This window comes from Paenirhodobacter hankyongi (genome assembly GCF_003664585.1).
In the GTDB taxonomy this organism is placed as follows: Bacteria; Pseudomonadota; Alphaproteobacteria; order Rhodobacterales; family Rhodobacteraceae; genus Rhodobacter; species Rhodobacter hankyongi.
Window position 1 is genome coordinate 27,054 of the sequence record NZ_RCHI01000016.1, and the last position, 23,417, is coordinate 50,470.

Genomic DNA, 23,417 nt, shown 5'->3' on the forward strand with positions numbered 1-23,417 from the left:
CTCCGGTCCGGGGCCATGACGGCCCCGGATGCCCCGCCCCGCCCGGTGCTGTCGGTCGAGGGGCTGACGATCTCGGTCCGGGCCGAGGGGCGCGAGCGGGCGCTGGTGCACGATCTCAGCTTCACCCTTGCACCGGGCGAGACCATCGCCATCGCCGGCGAGAGCGGCTCGGGCAAGTCGCTGACCTCGCTCGCGATCATGGGGCTGCTGCCGCCGCCCGCGCTGCGCGTCAGCGCCGGCGCGATCCGCCTTGACGGCGAGGATCTGACCCGCCTGCCCGAGGGCCGGATGCGGGCCATTCGCGGCAACCGCATCGCGATGATCTTCCAGGAGCCGATGACCTCGCTGAACCCGGTGCTGTCGATCGGGCGCCAGCTTTCCGAGGCGATCCGCGCCCATGCGCCGGTCTCGCGCGCCGCGGCCCGTCGCCGCGCCCTCGAGGCGCTGCAGGCGGTGCGGATCTCGGAACCCGAGCGCCGGCTCGACCAGTTCCCGCACGAGCTGTCGGGCGGCATGCGGCAGCGCGTGATGATCGCGATGGCGCTCGCGCTCCGCCCCGATGTGCTGATCGCCGACGAGCCGACCACCGCGCTTGACGTCACCGTGCAGCGCGAGGTGCTCGACCTGCTGCGCGACCTGCAGCGCGAGATGGGCACCGCGATCATCCTGATCACCCATGACATGGGGGTGGTGGCCGAAATGGCCGAGCGGGTGATCGTGATGAAACAGGGCCAGGTGGTCGAGACCGGCCCGGTCGCGCAGATCTTCGACACGCCGCAACAGCCCTACACCCGCGACCTGCTGGCCGCGGTGCCGCGGATGGGCGACGGCAGCGGCGCCCCTGCCCCCGCCGCCGAGACAGACCCCGTCGCGCGGCTGCGCGATCTCTGCGTGCGCTTCGACATCCGCGGCGGGTTGCTGTCGCGCGTCACCCACCGCGTCCACGCGGTCGAGGGCGTCAGCTTCGACATCCGCGCCGGCGAGACCTTCTCGCTCGTCGGCGAAAGCGGCTGCGGCAAGTCGACGATCGCCAAGGCGCTGACCGGCCTCGTGCCGCATCAGGGCAGCATCGAGGTGGCGGGCCACCGGCTGGGCGGTCTGTCCCCGCGCGAGATGAAGGCGCTGCGCCGCGACGTGCAGATCGTGTTCCAGGATCCGATGGCGGCGCTTGATCCGCGGATGCGGGTGGGCGATCTGGTGGGCGAGCCGCTTCTCATCCACGGCATCGGCACGCCCGAGACCCGGCGCGCCCGTGTCGCCACGCTGTTCGAGCGGGTCGGGCTCGACCGCGATCAGCTCGACCGCTATCCGCACGAGTTCTCGGGGGGCCAGCGCCAGCGGATCTGCATCGCCCGCGCCCTCGCGCTGCAGCCGAAGCTCATCATCGCCGACGAGAGCGTCTCGGCACTTGACGTCTCGGTGCAGGCGCGGGTGCTCGACCTGCTCGCCGCGCTGAAACGCGAGTTTGGCATCGCCTATCTCTTCATCAGCCATGACATGGCGGTGGTCGAGAACATCTCGGACCGGGTGGCGGTGATGTTCATGGGCCAGATGGTCGAGATGGGCACCCGCGCGCAGATCTTCGGCAATCCGCAGCACCCCTATACCCGGCGGCTGATGGCGGCGGTGCCGGTGCCCGACCCGGGGTTCGAACGGCCGCCGCTGCCGCGTCTGGCGGGCGAGGTGCCAAGCCCGGTCCACCCGCTGGGCGAAGCGCCGCGGCGCCAGATCCTGCGCGACATCGGCGGCGGGCATCTGGTGGCCGGGGCCGACACGGAGGGGCGCTGAGGCGCCCCCCTTGCCCGCCCCTGCGGAACTTGCACGAAACGCGCAGAATGCTGCCCTCCGCCCCCTGCGCCTATCCGGTCGACACGCTCGTGCGGATGCACGGTTTCCGCGACTGTCTGACCTCGGCGGCCCGCCAGCATCGCGAAATCCGTCAGCTCGGATTCTGGCAGCAGCATTCTGCATGACCTGATCGCCGGCGCGGTCTTCGCCTGCCCCTTCGTCGCGATCAGCGTCTTCACCCGGATCAGGCCGGCCGGATCGATGAGGGCACGTTCACGCGCGACAGCCCGACGTTGTCGCTCAAGCCCCCCGCGCCGGCTCCCCGAGATCAGGACGCCGCGCTTTCGCAGCAGGGTCTGATCGTCCACCGGGCAATATCGCCGCCCCGCGGTCGGCGTGGTGACCCCGTCGCGGCGCCGCTGGCCGGCACCGGCTGGATCCCGGGGCGCACGGGCGTCTGAAACCGGCGGGGCGCGGGGGTCATCCCCCGCCCCGTCCGCAATCTCACTTCAGCGCGACATAGGTCTCGGGATCGAGGCTGGCAAAGCGCACGGCGACCGAAGCGCCCCCCGCCACCGGCCCGATCAGGGCGCGCAGCTCGCCGCCAAGGGCGCGCAGCTTCTCGGCCGTGCGCTCGGGCCGCGGCAGGATCATCAGCTCGATGTTCACCGCCGGCTGATCGGCCAGCCCCCAGACCGGCACGATCACCACCTGACAGGCGGCCGGCGGCACGGCAAGATCGCGGCACAGCAGCGCGCGCAGCTCGGGCAGCGCCGCGATCAGCGCCGGCTTGTGCGCGGGCCAGAGCGCCTCGTCGACATAGAGTTTCACATTCGGCATGGGCGTCTCCTGAAAATGCGCCGGGGCCCCGGCCCGCGGTCCGGCCCGGATATCAGACCGGGAACCGCGCGAAGTCAAATGGCGCGCGCCAGAACCTCGGCGCAGAGCGCAAGCTGGCTGCGGGCGATCGACTCGTCGGGCTGGTGGCCGTCGTCCATCGTGCCCGGGCCGCACACGACGGTGGGCAGGCCGAGCGCCGCGAAGAAGCCCGCCTCGGTACCATAGGAGACCTTGACCGGCGCGGCCTCGGGCAGAAGCGCGGCAAACCGCGCGATCGCCGGCACGGCCGGGTCGGTGTCGAGCCCGGGATAGGCGCCGGTCTGCGCGATCTCGATGCCCGCGGGCAGGCCCGCGGCGATCCGCGACAGGATCTCCTCGGCGCTTTCGGCGGCCAGGTGACGGATCTCGAACTCGACTTCGGCATGGTCAGGCACGATGTTCAGCGCGACGCCGCCGCGCAGGAGGCCGGCGTGAACGGTCGAGCTGGCCACGTCATAGGCTGCGTCCTGCGCCCCCTCGCGCGTCAGCCGCGCCTGTTCCGCCCTGAGCGCACCGATCAGGTCCGCCGCCAGATGCAGCGCATTGGTGAAGCGCGGCGCCATCGCGGAATGGCCGGCCTCGCCGTGGCAGGTGGCGCGGTAGCTCGCCTTGCCCTTGTGGCCAAGGCCGAGCCGCATCGAGGTCGGCTCGCCCACCACGCACAGATCGGGCCGGCCGAGGGTGGGGATCACCCGGTCGATCATCTGCGGAATGCCGCGACAGCCAAGCTCCTCGTCCCAGCTCAGCGCGATGCGCACCGGGCGCGCGGGCGGCGCGGCGCGCAGGGTCTCTGCCAGCGCCAGCACGCAGGCGATGAAGCCCTTCATGTCGGTCGTGCCGCGGCCGTGCAGGCGATCGCCGCGCCCGGTCAGCGCGAAGGGCTCGACGCTCCAGCGCTGCCCCTCGACCGGCACGACATCGGTATGGGCCGAGAACAGCGTGCCGCCCTCGCCCGCGCCGAAACGCGCCAGCAACCCGGCCTTCGGTTCGTCCCGGGCGGCGATGCGGGTGACGGCGAAACCCGCCCCGGTCAGGAAGGCCTCGACCCAGTCGATCAGCGCAAGGTTCGAGCGCGCCGAGACGGTCGGGAAGGCGACGAGTGTGGCGAGGATTTCCTCGATCCGGGTCAGCATGACAGATTCTCCTCGTGCACGATCTCGCCCGCGCAGATCGTCAGCGCGGCGCGGCAGGCACCGGCATCCTCGCGCAGCGCACGCGGATCGCCCTCGAGAAGGACAAGATCGGCCGCCATCCCGGGCGCGAGCCGACCGCGGCCCGCCTCGGCGAACAGCGCCTGCGCCCCGCCCGCGGTATAGGCGGCCATCACCGCCTCGAACGACAGGCGCTGATCGGGCACATCCGCGGCCCAGGGCGCGCGCGACAGCGCCGCATGGATCGCGCCAAAGGGCGAGAGCGGCGCCGTCGGCCAGTCGGTGCCGAATGCAAGCGGCACGCCCGCCCCGGCAATCGCCGCCCAGGGAAAGGTGTCCTTCCACCGCGCACGCCCCATGATCGAGATCGTGGGTTCCAGCGGCAACCCGCTCGAGCCCGGCGGGTGCACCGGCTGCATCGAGGCGATCACGCCGAGGTCGCGCAGCCGCGCCAAGTCGTCGGGGTGCAGCATGTCGATATGCTCGATCCGGTGGCGGGCGTCGCGCGGCCCGTTCGCGGCCCGCGCCGCGGCATAGCCGTCAAGCGCCATGCGCACGGCGCCGTCACCCACGCAATGCACCTGGATCTGCAGCCCGCGCGCATCGGCCGCGATGCAGAGCGCGTTGAAGCGTTCGGGGCTGAACAACGGTTCGCTGCGAAAGCCGGCCCGGCCCGGGTAATCGTCGGTGCGATAGGCGGTCCAGGTGTCGAAGACGCCATCGAGGAACATCTTGATCCGGCCGAAGCCGAGCTTGCCCTGCGCCGGCCGCGCCGCTGCCGCGATCAGTTCGGCGATGCGGGCCTCGTCATGGGCGGGCGAGAGCCGCATCGCGGTCGAGACGCGGATCGGCAGCGCGCCCTCGCCCTCCATCTCGGAGAGCAGATCGGCAAGGTAGAGGTTGCCGTCCATGTTCACCGCGGTGGTGATGCCATGGGCGGCGCAGGCGGCAAGCGCCGCGGCCAGCGTCGCCTTGTCGGCGGCGCGCTCCTCGGGCGTCACCCTGTCGGGTTCGTCGCCCGCCATCGCCAGCCCGTCACGCCCGCCATTCACGGACATCCGCAGCACCAGCGCCATCGCCGCGCCCTCGCGCAGCTCGCCATTCGGCCGGCCATCGGCGCCGCGCACGACCTCGGCGCCCTCGAGCGCAGGCACATCGGTCATCAGCCCGGCGGCCGCAAGCGCCGCGGTGTTCGCCCAGGCGGCATGACCGTCGACGGCCAGCACCAGAAGCGGCCGCGCGGGGCACAGCGCATCGAGCGCATGCCGGTCGGGGCGCGTGCCGGGGCCCAGAAGCTCGTAATTCGCCGAATAGGCGACAAGCAGCGGCACCGCGGGGTTTGCCGCCGCAAAGCCGGCAATCGCCTGCCCTGCGGCCGCGGCCCCCTCGATGCCGAGCAGGTTCAGCTGCGACAGCGTCGCGCCGCCCCAGAAAAGATGCAGGTGGCTTTCGCAGAACCCCGGCGCGATCCGCCGCCCGCCGGCCGCGATCCGCCGCGTGGGTGGCGGGCCTCCGGGCTGGGTGCCGGGCGCGCCGATCCAGGCGATGCGGCCCCCTTCAAGGCGCAGGGAAAGGGGCGCATCGGTGAAGATGTCGCGCGCGTCGTCGATCTCGATCGTCGGGGTCATCGGGTCTGTCCTGAGGGAACCCCCGGCCGGCACGGCGCCGGCCGGGGGGCATGCGTCACTTCAGCAGGTCGGTCCAGACCTTGGTCACCAGATCCTGCGCGGCGGGCGAGCAGGCCTGCGAGAAGGTCACCGGCACCGTCGGGAACAGCTCGGGCGCGTTCTCGGGGGTGTAATCGGCCTTCGCGAGATCGATCTTCACCGGCGAGGAATGGGCATAATAGTTATACTGCACCGTCGCGTTCTCCTCTTCCGACATGAAGTCGATGAACGCCTTCGCCGCCTCGACATTGGCCGCGCCCTTCGGCACGACGAAGCTGTCGAGCCAGCCGACAAGCCCTTCCTTCGGCATCGCGTATTCGATGTTCGCACCGTCGCGGCGGGTCTTCAGCGAATTGCCGTCCCACCAGAAATGCGCCGCGACCTCGCCCGAGCCGATGCGGTTCTCGATATTGTCCGAGGAATAGGCGGCGACGTCGGGCTTCTGCGCCTTCAGCAGGTCGTAGACCTTCTTCATCTCGGCCTTGTCCTCCGAGCAGAAGGGCACGCCCAGGAACAGCTCGGCCGCGCCCACCACCTCGTCGGGCGCCGCGAGATCCGCGATCTTGCCCTTCAGCTCGGCGCCCGGGGTGAAGAACACCGACCAGCTGTCGACCGGCCCCTTGTAGAGGTCGCGGTTCACGGTGAAGCCCGCGGTGCCATAGGCGAGCGGGATCGAGTATTCGCTCGTCGGGTCCCACCACTGGTTCTTCCACTTATCGTCGACCTGGGCGAAGGCCGGCATGTCCTTGGCGTCGATGTCCTCGAGCAGCCCCTGCTCGATCATGATCTTCACGAAATGCTGCGAGGGGGTGACGACGTCATAGCCCGACGAGCCCGCCTGCAGCTTGGTCAGCGCGTCCTCGTTCGAGTTGAAGCCGTCGACATTCACGGTGATGCCGGTCTTTTCCTCGAACTTCTTGATCAGGTCGGGCGAGATCGAGTCGGACCAGGTGTAGAGGTTGAGCGTGCCGCCCGCGAAGGCCGGAGCCGCCAGCACAAGGCCAAGCGCGGCGCCGAGGATCAGTTTCGTTTTCATGAGTGGTCTCTCCTGTTGGGTCTTTTCTTCTGGCGATCAGCCGCGCCGCATCGCCCGGGCCGAAATGGCCAGGGCCAGCGTCGCGATGATGAGGGAGGCGAGGATCAGAAGGGTCGAGATCGCGTTCAGTTCGGGCGTCGTGCCCTTCTTGATCAGGCTGAAGATATAGACGGGCAGCGTCGTGGTGCCGCCGGTGTTGAGCATGTTCGAGGTGATGAAATCGTCCATCGAGATCACGAAGGCGAGCATCGCGCCGGCAAAGACGCCGGGCAGGATGAGCGGGAACGTGACCCGGCGAAAGGCGGTGAAGGGCGCGGCGTAGAGGTCCTGCGCCGCCTCCTCGTAATCCGCGCTCATGCCGGCAAGGCGCGCCCGGATCGGCAGGAAGGCGAAGGGCGTGCAGAAGGCCGAATGCGCCACGATCAGCCGCGCCAGCCCGTTGGTGAAGCCGATCTGCGAGAACAGGATCAGCGAGGCGACGGCGATGACGATCTCGGGCAGCAGCAGCGGCAGGTTCACCACCGTCTCGGACAGGCGGCGGAACTTGAGATCCGCATGGCGGGTCAGCACCATCGCGGCCGAGAGCGCGACCAGCGTCGCCACCACCGTCGCGGTGACGGCCACGGTGAGCGAGGTGCGCAGCGCGCCAAGCAGCGCGTCGTTTTCCAGCGCCGCGGCATACCATTTCGTCGAGAAGCCGCTCCAGACCGAGACGAGGCGGTTCTCGTTGAAGGAAAACCAGATCACCACCGCGATCGGCGCATAAAGCCACAGGAAGAAGGCCCAGGTGACGAGCCCCGCCCCGGGGTAATGGCGGACGTCATGCTGCGTGCTCATGCCCGGGCCTCCTTGCGCATCGCGCGTCGTGCATTGGCGATCAGCACCAGCACCACCATCGCCATCAGGACAAGCGCCACCGCCGCGCCGAAGGGCCAGTTGCGCGCGCCGCCGAATTGCGACTGGATCAGCGTGCCCATCATCATCTGCTTGCCACCGCCAAGCAGCATCGGCTCGAGCACGGTGCCAAGCGCCGGCACGAAGACGAGGATCGCCCCCGCGGCAAGTCCGGGCCAGGTCAGCGGCAGGATCACCCGCCGCGCCGTGGTCCAGCGGCTGGCATACAGGTCGGCGCCGGCCTCGAGCAGTGCCGGGTCCAGTTTCTCGATCGCGGCAAAGACCGGCAGCACCATCAGCGGGATATAGCTGTAGACCATGCCCACCAGCATCGCGCCCGAGGTGAAGAGCAGCGTCCCCTCCCCGCCAAGCGCCGCCCAGGCCCGGCCGACGACACCGTCATTGCCGAGGATGATGAGCCAGGCATAGACCCGCACGATCATCGACACCCAGAACGGCAGGGTCACCAGATAGATCAGCGCCGCCTTCATCCGCGGCGTGCGGGTGGCGATGACATAGGCGACGGGCAGCGCCAGCGCCATGCAGATCGCCGTGGTCGCGGCGGCAAGCGCCAGCGTGCGGCCGATGATCGCCAGATATTTCGGATCGAAGACGAGGTTGCCGTCCCAGTCCTCGGAGAACAGGATCTCCTTGTAGGGCTCGAGCGTGAAGGCCCAGGCGAACCCGCCATAGGCGCCGCGCTCGGCCACCGAGACGAGGGCGACGATGACGAGCGGCACCATCAGCGTCGCCACCATCAGCCCCCAGGCGGGGACAAGGCCCCAGAAGCGGAACCCCCTCATTGCGCCAGCACCCGCGCGCTGTCGTCGCGAAAGCCAAGGCGGACCTCGCGACCGATCTCGTAGCTCTGCGCCTGGCTCACCGCGTTGCGCCGCGACACCCGCAGCACCCCCGCCGGCGTGTCGACGGTGTAATGGGTATAGCCGCCCATGTAGTTCTTCGCCGAGACGGTGCCGGTCAGCAGATTGCCCGCCGCCTGGTCCTCCATCCCGATCTTCTCGGGGCGCAGCGACAGCGTCGCCCTGCCCGGCCCGGTCAGCCCCTTCTGGAAGGTGGTGATCTCGAAGCCGAAGGCGGTGCGCACGCGCGCCGTCGCGCCCTCGACCGCGATCACCTCGGCCTCGAGGAAATTCGTCTCGCCGATGAAATCCGCGACGAAGCGGTTTTCGGGTTCCTCGTAGATCTCGGACGGCGTGCCGATCTGCTGGATCTGGCCCTTGCCCAGCACGCAGATCCGGTCGGACATGTCGAGCGCCTCGTCCTGATCATGGGTGACGAAGATGAAGGTGATGCCGGTCATGCGCTGCAACTCGCGCAGCTCGTCGCGCATCGCCTGGCGCAGCTTGAGATCAAGCGCCGAAAGCGGCTCGTCGAGCAGCAGAACCTTGGGTTCGGGCGCGAGCGCACGGGCGAGTGCGATGCGCTGACGCTGGCCCCCCGAAAGCTGCGCCGGGCGGCGGCGCGCGAAGGGCGTCATGTGCACCATCTCGAGCATCTCGGCCACCCGCGCCTGCCGCCGCGCCTTGTCCCAGCCGAGGTTCTCGAGCCCGAAGGCGATGTTCTGCTCGAGCGTCATGTGCGGGAACAGCGCATAGCTCTGGAACACCGTGTTCACGTGGCGCTTGTGCGGCGGCAGCGTCGCGATTTCGGTGCCGAACAGGCTGATCGCCCCCTCGCTCGGGGTCTCGAAGCCCGCGATCATCCGCAACAGCGTGGTCTTGCCGCAGCCCGAGGGGCCAAGGAGCGTGAAGAACTCGTTCTCGTGGATCGTGAAGCTGACCTGATCGAGGGCCAGATAATCGCCGAAGCGCTTGGTGACGTTGAAGACTTCGACCGCTTTTCCGCGTGTCATGGCTGAGCTCCCTGTTGCTCTTCGGGGCCGGCGCCGCCCTCCCCCTCGGCGCCGGACGCATTCATGCGAGTTGCGTGACCTCGCGGCGGAACGGCAGCGCATCGCCGATGTCGGGCTGGTCAAGCTCGCGCGCATAGCGGTGCCCGGCATAGGTCGCCCAGGCGATCGGCCCGGGCGCGCAGGCGTCGCCGATCACCTTGACCGAGCGGATGCCGGCATCGGCCCAGTCGCCCTGCCGCGCCAGAAGGTCGTGATAGAGCGCGTCGTCCGAGATCCGCGAGGCGACCATGACGACCGCGTCGCAGCCAAGCCGCGCCGTCGCGCCGGTGTAGACGCATTCGGTCTCGACGCCGCCCGCATGCAGCGCCGCGATGCCGGTGTTCAGCGTGATCTTCACGCCGTTTTCGACCAGCCGGCGATGGATCGCCCCCTGTTCGAGCGTGTTCAGCGTCCAGTCCGAGACATAGGCCGAGGGGGTGACGAGGGTGACGGTGCAGCCGGCCTTCGCCAGCAGCTCGGCCATCACCCCGCCCATGTAATAATGGTCATCGTCGAACACGACGACCGCGCCCTTCGGCAGGCGCCCGGCCATGATGTCGTCCGGCGTGAAGACCGGCATCGCCGGATCGGCGGGCATCGGCACGACATGCTGGCGCGCGACGCCATCGGCGCGCCAGTGCGCCCCGGTGGCGATGCAGACATTCTCGAAGCCGAAATCGAGGATCTCCTGCGCGCTCAGACGGCTGTCGAAATAGGTCTCGACGTTCGGGCGCTGGCTCAGCTGATAGGCGCGGTAATCCGCGACCCGGCCCCAGGCCGAAAGCCCCGGCAGCTTGCGCTCGCGCGCGACGCGGCCGCCCAGCTCGGTGCCGGCCTCGGCGAGCGCCACGTCATAGCCGCGCAAGGAAAGCGCGCGGGCGGCCTCAAGCCCCGCAGGCCCCGCCCCGACGATCAGCACGTTGCTGCTGTCGCCCTTGGCGTTCATCTTTTCCGGGTGCCAGCCCTTGCGCCACTCTTCCATGAAGGTCGGGTTCTGCGTGCAGCGGCTGATCGACATCGTCATGTCGCCGGTGATGCAGATGTTGCAGCCGATGCATTCGCGGATGTCCTCGATCCGGCCTTCCTCGATCTTCTTCGGCAGGAAGGGATCGGCGATCGAGGGCCGCGCGCAGCCGATGAAATCGAGCACGCCCTGCCGCACCAGCCGCGCCATCACGTCGGGCGAGGTGAAGCGGCCGACGCCGACGACGGGCTTCGAGGTCAGCTCGCGGATGCCGGTCACCAGCACCTCCTGTGCCGCCTCTTCCTTGAAGCGGGAGGGACCCGAGCAATCCTCCCAGGTGCCCTGCGCCAGATCCCACAGGTCGGGCAGATCGGCGTTCATCTCGATGAATTCGCGCAGCTCGGCGTTCGAGAAACCGAGCGCGCCAATATGCTCGTCGAGGCTCACCCGCAGGGTGATCCCCATCGTGTCGCCGACCGCGTCGCGCATGTCGGCGATCACCTCGTTCACGAACCGCGCCCGGTTCTCGAGCGAGCCACCGTATTCATCCGAGCGCTGGTTCGTCGCGCGGCTGAGGAAATGCTGGAAGATGCCGAAGCCATGCGCACCGTAAAGGCAGATCAGATCGAAACCCGCGAGTTTCGAGCGCTTGGCCGCGTTCACGAACCAGCGGCGGAGGTTCCTGATGTCGGTCTTGTCCATCGCGCGCGCCTGCACCGGGTCGTTGGTGAAGGTGCGAATGGGCAGCGCCGAGGGAGCGAGCGGCACTTCCTTGGTATAGAGGTTCGGGCCGTTGATGCCGGAATAGGCAAGCTGGATGCCGGCGAGCGCGCCGCGCGTCTTCATCGCGTCCGACATCCGGTTCAGCGCCGGAATGTCGGCATCGTCCCACAGCCGCAGCTCGATGAAGGGGGTGATTTCCGAGGTGTGGTGCATCTCGGTCTGCTCGGTGAAGATCACGCCCCAGCCGCCCTCGGCCTTGATCCCGCGCATCGCGGCGGCGGCAGAGGGGTCGCGATAGCCGCCGCCATTGCAATGCGGAACCTGATAGAAGCGGTTCTTCGCGGTCAGGGGCCCGATCTTCGCGGGCTCGAACAGGATGTCATAGGCTGGGTTTCGCACGTCGTCTCCTTGCCGGCCGCAGGTCTGGCCGGGCTGAGAGGACGATCCGGCGCCGGGGCGCCCAAGTAAATTACACCTTCCGGAAGCCTGACTTAGGCTGCGCCTAATCACTTAATTCCGTGGCGAAGTGCACGCATAATGTGCAGTTGGCGAAGCCGTCAGAAGTCGCGCCGCACGCCCTTTGCCTGGACCTGCAGCCCCGGCGCGCGCAAGGGCGTGATCTCGGCCCGGGCATGGTCGATGAAGGCGCGCACGGTGCGCGAATTCTGCGCCCCCTCGCTCATCATCAGACCCAGCTTGAGCGTGCGCACCGGCCCCGTCAGCGGGATGAACCGCAGCCGCCGCCCGTCCGGGGCAAGTTCGGTGATCGGGCGCACGTTCGCCAGACCGTAGCCGAAGCCGTTCGCCACCATCGAGCGCATCACCGCGATGTCGCGGGTACGTTCCGCGATCATCGGGGTGATGCCGAGCGCGGTGAAGAAGGACAGGAAGTAATCCGAGCTCATCGGCAGGTCGAGCAGCACCATCGGATAGTCGGACAGCTCGGCCGGCGACACCGCCTCGAGATGGGCAAGCTCGTGCGTCTCGTGCAGAAGCGCGAAGGGCGGCAAGCCGATCAGCGGCACGAAATCGAGGTCGGGTGGCACGTTCAGGTCATAGGTCAGCGCGATATCGAGCTTGGCCGAGCGCAAGGCGTCGAACAGCTCCTGCTGGTCGCGCTCGAACTGGTGGAACTCGACCTCCGGGTAGGTGTCGACGAAGCTGCGGCGCAGCTGTGGCAGCACGATCTGCGCGAAGGACACAAGGCAGCCGATGTTCAGCGGCCCGCGCACCTTGCCGGTGATGTCATTCGCGAGATCGTTCAGCGCGCCCGCCTTTTCAAGCACTTCGCGCGCCAGATCCATGAAGCGCGCGCCGCCCTGGGTGAGCGACAGCCCATGCGCATGGCGCCGGATGAAGAGCTGCAGCCCGAATTCCGCCTCGAGCTGCGAGATCGCCGAGGAGATCGAGGGCGAGGAGACATTCACCTTCTCGGCGGCGAGCGCGATCGAGCCGCACTCGCCCACGGCGACGAAATATTCCAGCTGTCGCAGCGTGATGCGTAAGGGCACGGCTTATCCCCGGTTGTCTTGCGTCAGGTTTTTCCTAACGCAAGCTGATCCGCCGCGCCCTTGCCGTCAATAGCTGATCCAGACCGTCTTCAGCGCCGAATACTTGTCGAAGGAATGGATCGACAGGTCGCGACCAAAGCCCGACTGCTTCATGCCGCCAAAGGGCGTCATCGCGGAAAGCGCGTCGACCGTGTTGACCGAGACGGTGCCCGCGACGAGTGCGTCCGAGACCGCCATCGCCCGGCTCAGATCGCGCGTCCAGACCGAGGCGGCCAGCCCATAGACCGTGTCGTTCGCGATCGCGACCGCCTCGGCGTCGTCGCGGAAGGTCTGCACCGCAAGCACCGGGCCGAAGATCTCCTCGCGCGCGATGCGGGCGTCGCGCGGCACATCGGCGAAGATCGTCGGCGCGATGAAGGCGTCCGAACCGCCGATGGTCAGCCGTTCCCCGCCGGTCACCAGACGCGCGGATTGCTTGCCCGAGGCCAGGAACCCCGCCACCCGCTCGGCATGGCGCGCATCGACCATCGCGCCCATCGTGGTTTCGGGGTCGAGCGGGTTGCCCGGCCGGATCGCCTCGGCCCGCACCTTCATCCGGTCGAGCATCTCCTCGGCGATGCTCTCGTGCACCAGCATCCGCGAATTGGCCGAACAGACCTCGCCCTGGTTGAAGAAGATGCCGAAGGCGGCCTTGTCGGCGGCGGCATCCAGATCGGCATCGGCAAAGATCAGGTTCGGGCTTTTGCCGCCGGTCTCGAGCCAGACCTGCTTCATGTTGCTCTCGCCGGCATAGCGCTGGAACAGCTTGCCGACCTCGGTCGAGCCGGTGAAGACGAGGCAATCGACGTCCGGGTGCCGGCCAAGCGCCTGCCCCGCATCCTCGCCAAAGCCCGGCACGACGTTCAGCACGCCATCGGGCAGCCCAGCCTCGGCGGCGAGCTCGGCCAGACGCAGCGCCGAAAGCGGCGATTGCTCGGCGGGTTTGAGCACCACCGAATTGCCCGCGGCCAAGGCCGGCGCAAGCTTCCAGGTCGCCATGTCGAGCGGGAAATTCCAGGGCACCACCGCGCCAATGACCCCAAGCGGCACGCGGCGGATCAGCGCGATGTCCCGCCCGCCGGTCGGCGCGACCTCGTCATAGAGCTTGTCGATCGCCTCGGCATGCCACTGGAAGAAATGCGCCGAGCCCGGCACGTCGACGTTCACCGTCTCGGCAATCGGCTTGCCCATGTCGAGCGTGTCGAGAAGCGCGAATTCCTCGAGGTTCTCGCGCAGAAGATTCGCCAGACGCAGGAGCACCTCCTTGCGCGCGCCGGGCGTCTGCTTCGACCAGCGGCCATCCTCGAAGGCGCGACGCGACGCGCGCACGGCGCGGTCGATATCCTCGGCGCCGCCGCGCGCGACATCGGTGAGCGCAAGGCCGGTCGCCGGGTTCACGCTTTCGAACCGCGCGCCCGAGGCTGCGGGCACGAAGCGGCCGTCGATCCAGCACTGGTTGCGCATCATCAGCGCGCCCGCGCGGGCGGTGTAATGGGCGAGGCTTTGCATCATTCGTCTCCTGGAACGCCGTAGGAAGGGGCCGCGACCGGGTTCAGCGCGCGGGTCACATAGTCATTTGCCTGCGGCGCATAGACCTCCCAGGCGCGGGCGAGCGCCGCAATCGGGCAGCCGTCATCCAGCCAGTCGATGCGCAGCTCGGCCCAGGGCCAGGCCTGGCGGTCGACGATCAGAAGGCCTGCCGAATGCACCGGCCCCGCCTCGCCACCAAGCGCCGAGCCCGCCTGCATCGCGGCGATCAGCCGCTCGCCAAGGCCCCCGGTCGCCGCCTCGAACCCCGCGACCATCGCCGCGGGCACGCCGGCGTCCGCCAGCAGATTGCCGCCCGCGGCGCAATCGGTGCCCGTGGCCGAGGACCAGACCCCAAGCGCATTCGGGCCGGAATGGATCGCGGGCGCGCCCGTGACGCCGATCGCCAGCAACTGACGATAGGCCGCAAAGCCATCCGCCGCCACGGCCGCCGAAACCGCCGCTTCGGCGCTCTCGCCCGCCGCAAGCCGGTCGAGCATCAGCGGCCCGAGGCCCGGGTTCGTCACGTTCTGCGTCGCCACCGCGCCCACGCCCGCCCGGGCAAAGGCACAGCGCGCCGCCACCGCGGGCGAAGAGGACGAGATCGCCATCCCGAACTGCCCGCTCTCGGCGCAACGCGCCACGATCGAAAAGGTCATCGCAACCCCATCCCTTTCATCTTGCCCGAAATACCTCGGGGGGTCCGGGGGGCGGCGCCCCCCGGCGCTCTCAGTCCGGAATCACCGCCGTCGCGTCGATCTCCACGAGCCACGAGGGCCGCGCGAGGCAGGTCACCACCACCCCGGTCGAGACTGGATGCACGCCCTTGATATATTCGCCCATCGTCCGATAGACCGCCTCGCGGTGGCGCACGTCGGTCAGATAGACGGTGACCTTGCACAGATGTTCCATCTTGCCGCCGGCCTCCTCGATCAGCTGGCGGATGTTTTGCATAACCTTGTGGGTCTGCTCGACCGGATCCATCGAGCCGATATCCTCGGCGGTGTCCAGATCCTGCGGACACTGGCCGCGCAGGAAGACCGTCGCGCCGCGCGCGACCACGGCCTGGCAGAGGTCGTTGTCGAGCTTCTGCTCGGGATAGGTGTCCTTGGTGTTGAATTTGCGGATGCGAGTATGGGCCATGTCGGGTCTCCGGAAATCAGGCGGTCTTGGTGACGGGTTCGGCGGCGGGCGCATAGGCGAGATAGCCGCGCTGCTTGGCGATGTGATCGGCGACGAATTTCGCGTCGTGCCAGCACCCCCAGATGAAGGAGGAGCCACGGCGCGTCTGCCACGGCAGGCCGAGGAAATAGATCCCCGCCTCGGTCGAGACGCCCCGCGAATGGCGCGGCTTGCCGGCGGCGTCGAGCGCGCCCTCGGGCAGCCAGGAGTAATCCGAGCTGAAGCCCGTGGCCCAGAGGATCGTGGTGATCCCGGCCTCGGCCAGATCGAGCGCAAGGATCGGATCGGTCATGCAGGCGGGATCGGCACCGATCACCCGGGCCTGCGGCTCCTCGGGCAGATCGAGCCCGTTGCGTGCGACATAGGCGTCGGCGGCATCGAGCAGCGACAGATAATTCGCGTCGCCCCCCGCGACGTTCTTCGCGAGATCCGGGGCGAAACGCATCGTGCCGCCCTCGAACCCCTCGGTCCGGCCCAGCAGCACCATCCCCCGCGCGGCGAGCTTGCGGAAATCGACGGTCTGGCCGCCATGCGCGCCGCTCACCGCAATGGTGGTGTGCTCGGAAGACGGGTTCGCATCGGCATCCCAGAGGTTCAGCACACCGAGCCACCAGACGAAATCGCGGCCGCGATAGCTCCGCGGCGGGCGGTCATGCGGCCCGACCGACAGATAGACCTTGCGCCCCGCGGCGAGAAGCTCGTCGGCGATCTGCACGCCCGAGGAGCCGGCGCCGACGACCAGCACCGCGCCCGGCGCGATCTGGGCGGGGTTGCGATAGTCGCTCGAATGGATCTGGGTGATGCCGGTGCTTGCGGGCACCAGCGGCGGGATCGAGGGCGTCTGGAAGGCGCCGGTCGCGGCGATCACATACTCCGCCTCGATCACGCCGGTCGCGGTCTCGACGCGGAACCCGGGGCGGCCTTCGAGGCGGGCAACCCGGTTCACCTCGACGCCGCAGCGCACCGGCGCGCCGATGTGGCTTGCGTAGGCTTCCATGTAATCGGCGACCGCGTCCTTCGCCACGAAGGCGTCGGGATCGGCGTCGAATTCGAGCGTCGGGAAGCGGTCGTGCCAGGCGGGGCCATTGGCGACGAGCGAATCCCAGCGCGCCGTGCGCCAGCGCTCGGCGATCCGGCTGCGCTCGAGCACGAGATGGGGAATGCCGGCGCGGCCGAGATGCTCGCTCGCGGCGAGGCCGGCCTGTCCGGCGCCCACGACCAGGGCTTCGATCTTTTCAACTGACATCGTTCAGTCCTTCTGTGAAATCGGGGAAGCGCCCGGGGGCGCGCGAAATTCTGGCCGGGCTCAGGGGCCGGCGCGTTCGGTGGCGAACCAGCGGCTCGCCGGGCTGTCGGCGCAGCTCCGCGTGGCCGTGCCCATGACCCGCTCGCTCAGCCCCGCGGCCTGGCGCACGCAGTCGAGCGGGCCGTCCCAGTCGAAGTTGCGATAGACCGCGGCGAGATGGGCGAAGGGCGGCGATTGCGCGAAAAGCTCAAAGGTCAGCCGGTGGCCGGCATAATCGGAATTGAGCAGGTCGCGCGCGAAGGCCATCAGCCGGCGACGATCCTCGGCCTGCCATTCGTCATTGATGCCGTAGAATTTCTCGAGCCAGGGCGCGGTTTCGGGCGCGCGGAAGGCGGCCGCGTCGGGGGTGAGCCCGATCTGCCCGCCGCAAAGCTCGCGCGCCAGATGCATCATCGCCGCCATCTGCCCCGCCGCAAAGACGCGGCCGGCATAGATCAGCGACTGGTTCGGCATCATCAGACCGGCCGGGCTCCGCTCGGCCATCGCGATCGCCGAGGTCAGATGCGCGTCGATCCCCTCGCGCCAGCAGGCGAGCTGCGCAAGCTTCTCCTGCACGCCCTGCAGCCGGTCGAGCCCGGTCTGGCGCAGATTGAAGAGCGCCGCGCCGATCATCATGTCGGCGAATTTCAGGCTGCGCTGCACGAAGGCGAAGGCGGAATAGCGGTGCAGCGTGGCGCGCATCGCCATCGCCGAGGCCACGTGGCGATGGAAGAGCACGTTCTCCCAGGGGATCAGCACGTCGTCGAAGATCACCAGCGCCTCGATCTCGTCGAAACGGTTCGAGAGCGGGTAATCCTCGGCGGGCGCGCGGGTCGCGAAACCGGTGCGGCAGATGAACTTCAGCCCCGGCGTGCCCAGGTCGCAGATGAAGCCCACGGCATAGGGCGACAGCACCCCCTCGCCCCAGGTCGCGATCGTCGGCTTGGTGAAGGCCTGGTTCGCATAGGCCGCCGCGGTCTCGAACTTCGCGCCGCGCACAATGAGGCCGGCATCGGTCTCGCGCACCACATGCAGGAGCATGTCGGGGTCCTGTTCGCCGGGCGTCTTCGAGCGGTCGCCCTTCGGGTCGGTATTGGCCGAGACGTGGAACGGATCGGCGCGCACGACGCGCGCGATATGGGCGGCGATGTTCGGCGCGAATTGCGGGTCGATCTCGTTCAGCGTCGCGGCGCAATCGTGCAGCGACCACATCTCGCCCACGGTCTCGTCGCCCACGCGCGTCACCACGCCGCCCACCACATCGAGCACCGCCTCGGTCGCGCGCCGCTTCGCCCACCAGTCAGCCTGGCTGAAGGGCAGCGCGTTGGCCTGCGCGTTCACCTCGCCCTCGCCGCGCACAGTCATCACCGCGGCGGTCTCGGGCGCATGCGCCATGTCGAAGATCCGCGCGCGGATGTCGACCAGGGGCTTGAACATCGGATGGGCGGTCACGTCGGCGACACGCTCGCCGTTGACGTGGATCTCGCGCCCGTCCCGGATCGACTCCCTGTAGTCAGTGCCTGTGCGGATCATCGCGGAAAACTCTGGTTCATCGCCTTGCAGGAAGAGGGTGACGCAGGATTGGCTGAGGAAAAAGAAATTCCTGCGTCACCACGGCTTAGGATCAGCCTAAGCAGAGAGCACCATCCGCGCGCAGCGCTCGCCGATCATCATCGAGGGCACGTTGGTGTTGCCGCCAATCAGCGTCGGCATGACCGAGGCATCGGCCACACGCAGCCCCTCGATCCCGCGCACCTTCAGCGTCGCCGGATCGGTGACGGCGAGGGCATCGCGGCCCATCTTGCAGGTGCCGACGGGGTGATAGACGGTGAGCGCCTCGGCCCGCAGATAGGCCAGGATCTCGGCGTCGCTTTGCACCTTCGGGCCGGGCAGCATCTCGGGGCCGCGGACCTCGTCAAAGGCGCTGTCGGCAAAGATCGCACGGGCGATCTTGATCCCCTCGACCAGCGTCTTCGCATCCTGCGGATCGGTGAAGAAGCGATGGTCGATCTCGGCGCCGCCATCCTTGGCAAGGCGAATTTCCCCCACCGATTTCGGCCGCAGCACGCAGGTATGGACCGCATAGCCGTGACCATATTCGACGAGCCGCCCGCGGTGGCTGCGGTAGCCGGGCACGAAGTGGAACTGGATGTCGGGCTCGGCTCCGGCGAATTTCGTGCGCGCGAACCCGCCTGCCTCGACGTAATTCGTGCTCAGCATCCCCTTGCGCGCAAAGAGATATCTGAAGGGCGCCGCGATCATCGCCGGCAGGTTGGCGAGCGAGAGGCCGAGCGTCTTCGTCGAGCGCGAGCGCACGGTGATCATGCCGTCGATATGGTCGCGCAGGTTCTGCCCCACCCCCGGCAGGTCATGGGCGACGGCGACGCCCGCCGCCTTCAGCATCGCCGCCGGCCCGATGCCCGAGCGCATCAGGATCGCGGGCGAGCCGATCGCGCCCGCGCTGAGGATCACCTCGCGGCGTGCGGTGAGCACCCGCCGCCCGCTGGCGTCGCTGACCTCGACCCCGGTCGCGCGGGTGCCATCCAGCACCACGCGATGCGTCTCGGTGCCTGTCAGAACGGTGAGGTTCTTGCGCTCCCGCACCGGTTTCAGGAAGGCGCGATAGGAGGACCAGCGCGTGCCGTTCTTCTGCGTGACGTTGTAGACGCCCAGCCCCTCCTGCGTGCCGGCGTTGAAATCGGTGTTCTCGCGCAAGCCCACCGCGCGGCCCGCGGCGATGAACATCCGGTCGAGCACGTTCGGATCGCGCGCGGCGCTGACGAAAAGCTCGCCCCCCGTGCCGTGCCACTCGGGCGACTGCCCGATCTGGTTCGCCTCGAGCGACTTGAACACCGGCATCACGTCGTCCCAGCCCCAGCCCGCGCAGCCAAGATCGCGCCATTCGTCGTAATCGGAACAGGCGCCGCGGATGAACACCATCGAGTTGATGGTGGAGGAGCCGCCAAGCGCCTTGCCGCGGTTCACCGGGATGCGGCGGTTGTTCAGCTCGGGCTGCGGCGTGCCGACAAATGCATAATCGTATTTCGGATTGCCGTAGAGCGACAGGATCCCCGCCGGCACGGTGACGTTCGGCGCGCTTTCCGTGCCGCCCCCTTCGATCACGCAGACCGTCGCACGGCCCCCGGCCGAGAGCCGGTTCGCCAGCACGCAGCCCGCCGATCCTGCGCCCACGATGATGTAATCGAACTCGGTTGCGGTCATGTCCCGGCCTCCTGCTTGCGTCCCGGCGACCATGACCGGCGATCGGCTGAGGCTGCAGAAGCATTTTCCTAGGCTTGGCTTAGGAGAAACCGAAGCTTGTCACCATGCCCCGTAAGTCACTGATTTTGCTTGAGACACCATCCGGCGGGGTTTTCGTCCGCGGCGGGCGGCGGCGCGGGGCGGCGCCGGAATGGGCAAGGCGGCGCGCGAACGGGCGCCGCGCGAACCCGCGTGCCCTACGACCAAGGTCGCAGAGCCCGGCCCGCGGAGTTTGCCCACGGCCCGCCCTGGCCGTGCTAGCATGTCCCTCACAGCAGAGCGCGGGGAGGGCGTCATGTTGGAGGAGGCCTTGCTGGTCGATGCGTCCGGCGCAGCGATCCGCCATGACCGGCGGACGCGCTCGACCGACTGGGAGGAGGTGCAGGCGTTCTGCAAGACGGCCTACATGCCCTATCGGGTGCGGCCGCTCGACCGCCTTGCGTTGCCCGATGCGACGATGATCTCGGCGCCCGCCGGACGCGTGCTGCTGACCCGGTTTTCCTATGGCACCGGCATCCACCTCGACCGGTTCGACCCCGAGGCAGGCAACATCCTCGTGCTGACCACCCTGCGCGGCGCGCTGCGTCACCAGACCGGGGCCACGCCCGCCACCACCGGCGCGGGCGAAAGCTTCGTCGTCGATTGCGCGCGCACCGACTACTGGCTCGATGGCGATGACGACCACATGCAGCTGAACCTGACGCTGCCGCACCGGCTGATGGAGGAGACCGCCGCGCGCTGGTTCGGCTTCGTGCCCGACGACGCGCTCTGGACGCGCCGGGTGAAGATCGGCGGACGGGACTCGGCCTGGCTGCGGCTGCTCGATTACGCCGCGCGCAGGCTCGGCGGCACGCTGCCCGGCACCGAGGTGATCGGGCGCCACCTCGAGGAGATGCTCTGCCTCGAGCTGCTGCGCGAATGGGCAGGCCAAACCGGCCTGCGCCTCGAGGACGGCGCCCGCGCCGCCGCCCCCTTCTACGTGCGCCGCGCCGAGGAGATGCTGACCGCCGAGGCCCGCGACCCGCCGACGATCGGCACCGTGGCGGCGCGGCTCGGGGTCTCGGCGCGCACGCTTTCGGAAGGGTTCCGCCGCTTTCGCGGGATCTCGCCGCACGCGTTTCTGGCCGCGCGCCGGCTGGAAGGACTGCATGCCGAGCTGACCTCGGCGCCGCCCGAGCGCTCGATCGGCGAGATCGCGAGCGGCTGGGGCTTCGTCAATTTCGGCGCGCTGGCCGGGCAGTATCGCCGCCGCTTCGGCGAGTTGCCATCGCAGACGCGGGCGCGCCGGCGGCTTTGACCGGGCGCCGCATTTGCCTTCCGAAACCGGACAGCGCCTGCGCAAACCGGACAGACCGCGCCCCGGCGTCATGGCAGGCTGAGGGGAGCGAAAGCTCAGGGAGGACGACATGAAGGATCTGAAGACGGCCTGCGATGCGGTGCTGCACGGCGTCACCGCGGGTGCGGCGCGGGTGCCGGGCGTGGTGGCGATGGTCACCGACCGCGACGGGACCCTCTATTCCGGGGCGGCGGGGGAGCGCCGGCTCGGTGGCACGCCGATGGACGAGGAGACGGTCTTCGCCATCTTCTCGACGACCAAGGCGATCACCGGCACCGCGGCGCTGCAATGCGTCGAGGACGGGCTTCTCGACCTGGACGCGCCGGCAAAGACCTATGCCCCGGCGCTTGGCCGGCTGCAGGTGATCGAGGGCTTCGACGCCGACGGCACGCCGCGGCTGCGCGCGCCGAAGACCGACGTCACCACGCGCCAGCTGCTGCTGCACACCGGCGGTTTCGGCTATGACTTCTTCAACGCGACCTATCGGCGGCTCGCCGAGGAGCACGGTCAGCCCTCGGTGGTCACCGCCTCGCGCGGCTGCATCGAGACGCCGCTGCTGTTCGATCCGGGCACGCGGTGGGAATACGGCACCAACATCGACTGGGCGGGCCAGGTGGTCGAGGGGATCCGCGGCAAGAGCCTTGGCGCGGTGATGCGCGAGCGCATCTTCGACCGGCTCGGCATGGAGGAGATCGCCTTCACCCGCACCCCGGCGATGAAGACCCGCACCGCGATCATCCATGCCCGCGGCGCCGATGGCGCGCTGACGCCGATGGACGAGTTCTTCCTGCCCGACGACCCCGAGGTCGAGATGGGCGGGCACGGGCTGTATGCCACGATCCCGGAATACATGAAGTTCATCCGGATGTGGCTGAACGACGGCGACGGCCCGAACGGCCGCGTGCTGCGCCCCGAGACCGTCGGCTGGGCGGTGCAGAACGGGCTGCAGGCGCATCAGAAGGTGGGGATGCTGCCCGGCGTGATCCCCGAGCTGTCGAATGACGCCGAATTCTTCCCGGGGCTGAAGAAGGGCTGGTCCTACACCTTCATGACCAACGAGGAAGAGGCGCCGACGGGCCGGCCCGCGGGGTCGATCGGCTGGGCGGGGCTGGCCAACAGCTTCTACTGGATCGACCGCAAGACCGGCGTCGGCGGCTATTGGGCGACGCAGATCCTGCCCTTCGGCGACCCCGTCTCCTTCACCGGCTACCTCGATTTCGAAAGCGCGGTCTATCGCGCGATGGCCGCCGCCCGCGCCGCCTGAGGCCTGAAGGGGCGCCGCAAGATCGCGGGGTGCGGACACCGCTCCCCGCCCGTTCGCCGTTTGGGAGGAGGGCATGAACGGGCTGATCCCTTTCGAGGAGCTGCCGGACTGGGTGCCGGGGCGGCTGCTGCTGGCAAGCGACACGCTCGGCTGGCGGCATGTGCAGCTGCGCGCCTATCACTACGAGGGACAGGAGGTCATCGTGCCGGCGATGCGCGACTTCCTGCTGGTGGGCTACAGCGCCGGCACCACGCCGATGCGGCGCCGCTTCGACGGGCGCTGGACGAATGACACGCTCGGCCCCGGGGCGGCCTCGCTGCTGACCCGGGCGCAGCGCGCGAACTGGAGCTGGCACGCGCCGATCGACGTCACCCATCTCTATCTCGACGGGAAATTCGTTGCCGAGGTGGCAAGCGAGGTGATGGATTGCTGCGTGAACGAGGTGGCGCTGGCCGATGTGCTGCGCACCGAGGACCCGGTGGTCACCCATGCGATGGCGGCGATCGCGGCCGAGGCGCGCGAGCGCGGCATGGGCGGCGCGCTTTACGTGGAATCGCTTGCCCGCGCGCTCGTCGTGCATCTGCTGCGCCGCTATGCCTCGGTGCAGTCGCGCGACACGGTGGTGCCCGGCGCGCTCGGGCCGCGGCAGCAGCGGGTGATTGCCGATTACGTCGAGACGCATCTGGCCGAGGCGCTGGACCTGAAGGGGATGGCGGCGGTGCTGGGCCTGCCGCCCTGCCTCTTCGCGCGGCAATTCCGCAAGAGCTTCGGCCGGCCGCCCTATGCCTGGGTGATGGCGCGGCGGATCGAGCGCGCGCGCGAGATGCTGGCCCGCTCGGCGCTGCCGATCAAGGCGGTGGCGGCGGAATGCGGCTTTTCCGATCAGGCGCATCTGACGCGGGTGTTCGCGGCCACCACCGGCGAAACGCCCGCCGCCTTCCGGCGACGGGCGGAGTGACCGGGGCCAGCCGGGACGGTGCCACATTCCGCCCCGCCCG

The 23,417-nt window shown here is 69.0% G+C and carries 19 protein-coding genes; 4 read left to right on the forward strand and 15 right to left on the reverse strand.

Annotated features, from left to right (window positions below; genetic code table 11):
• Positions 1–15: 15 nt before the first annotated feature.
• Entirely contained in the window at positions 16–1,788 is a 1,773-nt protein-coding gene (locus DYS74_RS14715) for an ABC transporter ATP-binding protein (protein ID WP_394342972.1), read from the forward strand.
• A gap of 504 nt (positions 1,789–2,292) precedes the next feature.
• Here the strand turns inward: DYS74_RS14715 and DYS74_RS14720 are convergent.
• From DYS74_RS14720 to DYS74_RS14790, 15 genes are all read right to left on the reverse strand, one after another.
• Complete coding sequence (locus DYS74_RS14720; RefSeq protein ID WP_121534444.1) at positions 2,293–2,628, reverse strand: hypothetical protein; 336 nt, start codon at positions 2,626–2,628, stop codon at positions 2,293–2,295.
• Positions 2,629–2,702: 74 nt separating this feature from the next.
• The gene (gene argE, locus DYS74_RS14725) at positions 2,703–3,800 is read right to left on the reverse strand and encodes an acetylornithine deacetylase (RefSeq protein ID WP_121534445.1); all 1,098 of its coding nucleotides are present in this window, start codon (positions 3,798–3,800) and stop codon (positions 2,703–2,705) included.
• Positions 3,794–5,446, reverse strand: a complete 1,653-nt coding sequence (locus tag DYS74_RS14730) for an amidohydrolase (protein ID WP_121534446.1) — start codon at positions 5,444–5,446, stop codon at positions 3,794–3,796. The genes argE and DYS74_RS14730 overlap by 7 nt, the downstream gene beginning before the upstream one ends.
• Before the next feature lie 55 nt (positions 5,447–5,501).
• Positions 5,502–6,521 (reverse strand): extracellular solute-binding protein, encoded by a 1,020-nt coding sequence (locus DYS74_RS14735; protein ID WP_121534447.1) that lies wholly within the window; start codon positions 6,519–6,521, stop codon positions 5,502–5,504.
• 36 nt (positions 6,522–6,557) lie between these two features.
• Positions 6,558–7,358, reverse strand: coding sequence for an ABC transporter permease (locus DYS74_RS14740; protein WP_121534448.1), 801 nt, complete (start codon positions 7,356–7,358; stop codon positions 6,558–6,560).
• Positions 7,355–8,218 (reverse strand): ABC transporter permease, encoded by an 864-nt coding sequence (locus DYS74_RS14745; RefSeq protein ID WP_121534449.1) that lies wholly within the window; start codon positions 8,216–8,218, stop codon positions 7,355–7,357. The genes DYS74_RS14740 and DYS74_RS14745 overlap by 4 nt, the downstream gene beginning before the upstream one ends.
• Positions 8,215–9,288 (reverse strand): ABC transporter ATP-binding protein, encoded by a 1,074-nt coding sequence (locus DYS74_RS14750; RefSeq protein WP_121534451.1) that lies wholly within the window; start codon positions 9,286–9,288, stop codon positions 8,215–8,217. The genes DYS74_RS14745 and DYS74_RS14750 overlap by 4 nt, the downstream gene beginning before the upstream one ends.
• Positions 9,289–9,349: 61 nt before the next feature.
• Positions 9,350–11,413 (reverse strand): oxidoreductase, encoded by a 2,064-nt coding sequence (locus DYS74_RS14755; RefSeq protein WP_121534452.1) that lies wholly within the window; start codon positions 11,411–11,413, stop codon positions 9,350–9,352.
• A gap of 158 nt (positions 11,414–11,571) precedes the next feature.
• On the reverse strand, positions 11,572–12,525 hold the full coding sequence (locus DYS74_RS14760; protein WP_121534453.1) for a LysR family transcriptional regulator: 954 nt from the start codon (positions 12,523–12,525) through the stop codon (positions 11,572–11,574).
• A 66-nt stretch (positions 12,526–12,591) separates the two neighbouring features.
• Entirely contained in the window at positions 12,592–14,076 is a 1,485-nt protein-coding gene (locus DYS74_RS14765; RefSeq protein WP_220668857.1) for an aldehyde dehydrogenase, read from the reverse strand.
• Positions 14,073–14,750 carry a DUF1028 domain-containing protein gene (locus DYS74_RS14770; RefSeq protein WP_121534455.1) on the reverse strand — a complete coding sequence of 226 codons (678 nt, stop codon included), beginning with the start codon at positions 14,748–14,750 and terminating at the stop codon, positions 14,073–14,075. Before DYS74_RS14770 ends, DYS74_RS14765 begins: the two co-directional genes overlap by 4 nt.
• Before the next feature lie 70 nt (positions 14,751–14,820).
• The gene (locus DYS74_RS14775; RefSeq protein ID WP_121534456.1) at positions 14,821–15,234 is read right to left on the reverse strand and encodes a RidA family protein; all 414 of its coding nucleotides are present in this window, start codon (positions 15,232–15,234) and stop codon (positions 14,821–14,823) included.
• Positions 15,235–15,250: 16 nt separating this feature from the next.
• Positions 15,251–16,519, reverse strand: coding sequence for a flavin-containing monooxygenase (locus tag DYS74_RS14780; RefSeq protein WP_121534457.1), 1,269 nt, complete (start codon positions 16,517–16,519; stop codon positions 15,251–15,253).
• Positions 16,520–16,579: 60 nt separating this feature from the next.
• Positions 16,580–18,091, reverse strand: a complete 1,512-nt coding sequence (locus tag DYS74_RS14785) for a 4-hydroxyphenylacetate 3-hydroxylase family protein (RefSeq protein WP_121534458.1) — start codon at positions 18,089–18,091, stop codon at positions 16,580–16,582.
• 96 nt (positions 18,092–18,187) lie between these two features.
• Positions 18,188–19,780 carry a GMC family oxidoreductase gene (locus DYS74_RS14790; protein WP_121534459.1) on the reverse strand — a complete coding sequence of 531 codons (1,593 nt, stop codon included), beginning with the start codon at positions 19,778–19,780 and terminating at the stop codon, positions 18,188–18,190.
• A gap of 334 nt (positions 19,781–20,114) precedes the next feature.
• Here DYS74_RS14790 and DYS74_RS14795 point away from each other — a divergent pair, with 334 nt between their 5' ends.
• From DYS74_RS14795 to DYS74_RS14805, 3 genes are all read left to right on the forward strand, one after another.
• Positions 20,115–21,116, forward strand: coding sequence for an AraC family transcriptional regulator (locus DYS74_RS14795; RefSeq protein WP_121534460.1), 1,002 nt, complete (start codon positions 20,115–20,117; stop codon positions 21,114–21,116).
• 109 nt (positions 21,117–21,225) lie between these two features.
• Positions 21,226–22,419, forward strand: coding sequence for a serine hydrolase domain-containing protein (locus tag DYS74_RS14800; protein ID WP_121534461.1), 1,194 nt, complete (start codon positions 21,226–21,228; stop codon positions 22,417–22,419).
• Positions 22,420–22,492: 73 nt separating this feature from the next.
• The gene (locus DYS74_RS14805) at positions 22,493–23,377 is read left to right on the forward strand and encodes a helix-turn-helix domain-containing protein (protein WP_121534462.1); all 885 of its coding nucleotides are present in this window, start codon (positions 22,493–22,495) and stop codon (positions 23,375–23,377) included.
• The last annotated feature ends 40 nt before the right edge of the window (positions 23,378–23,417 follow it).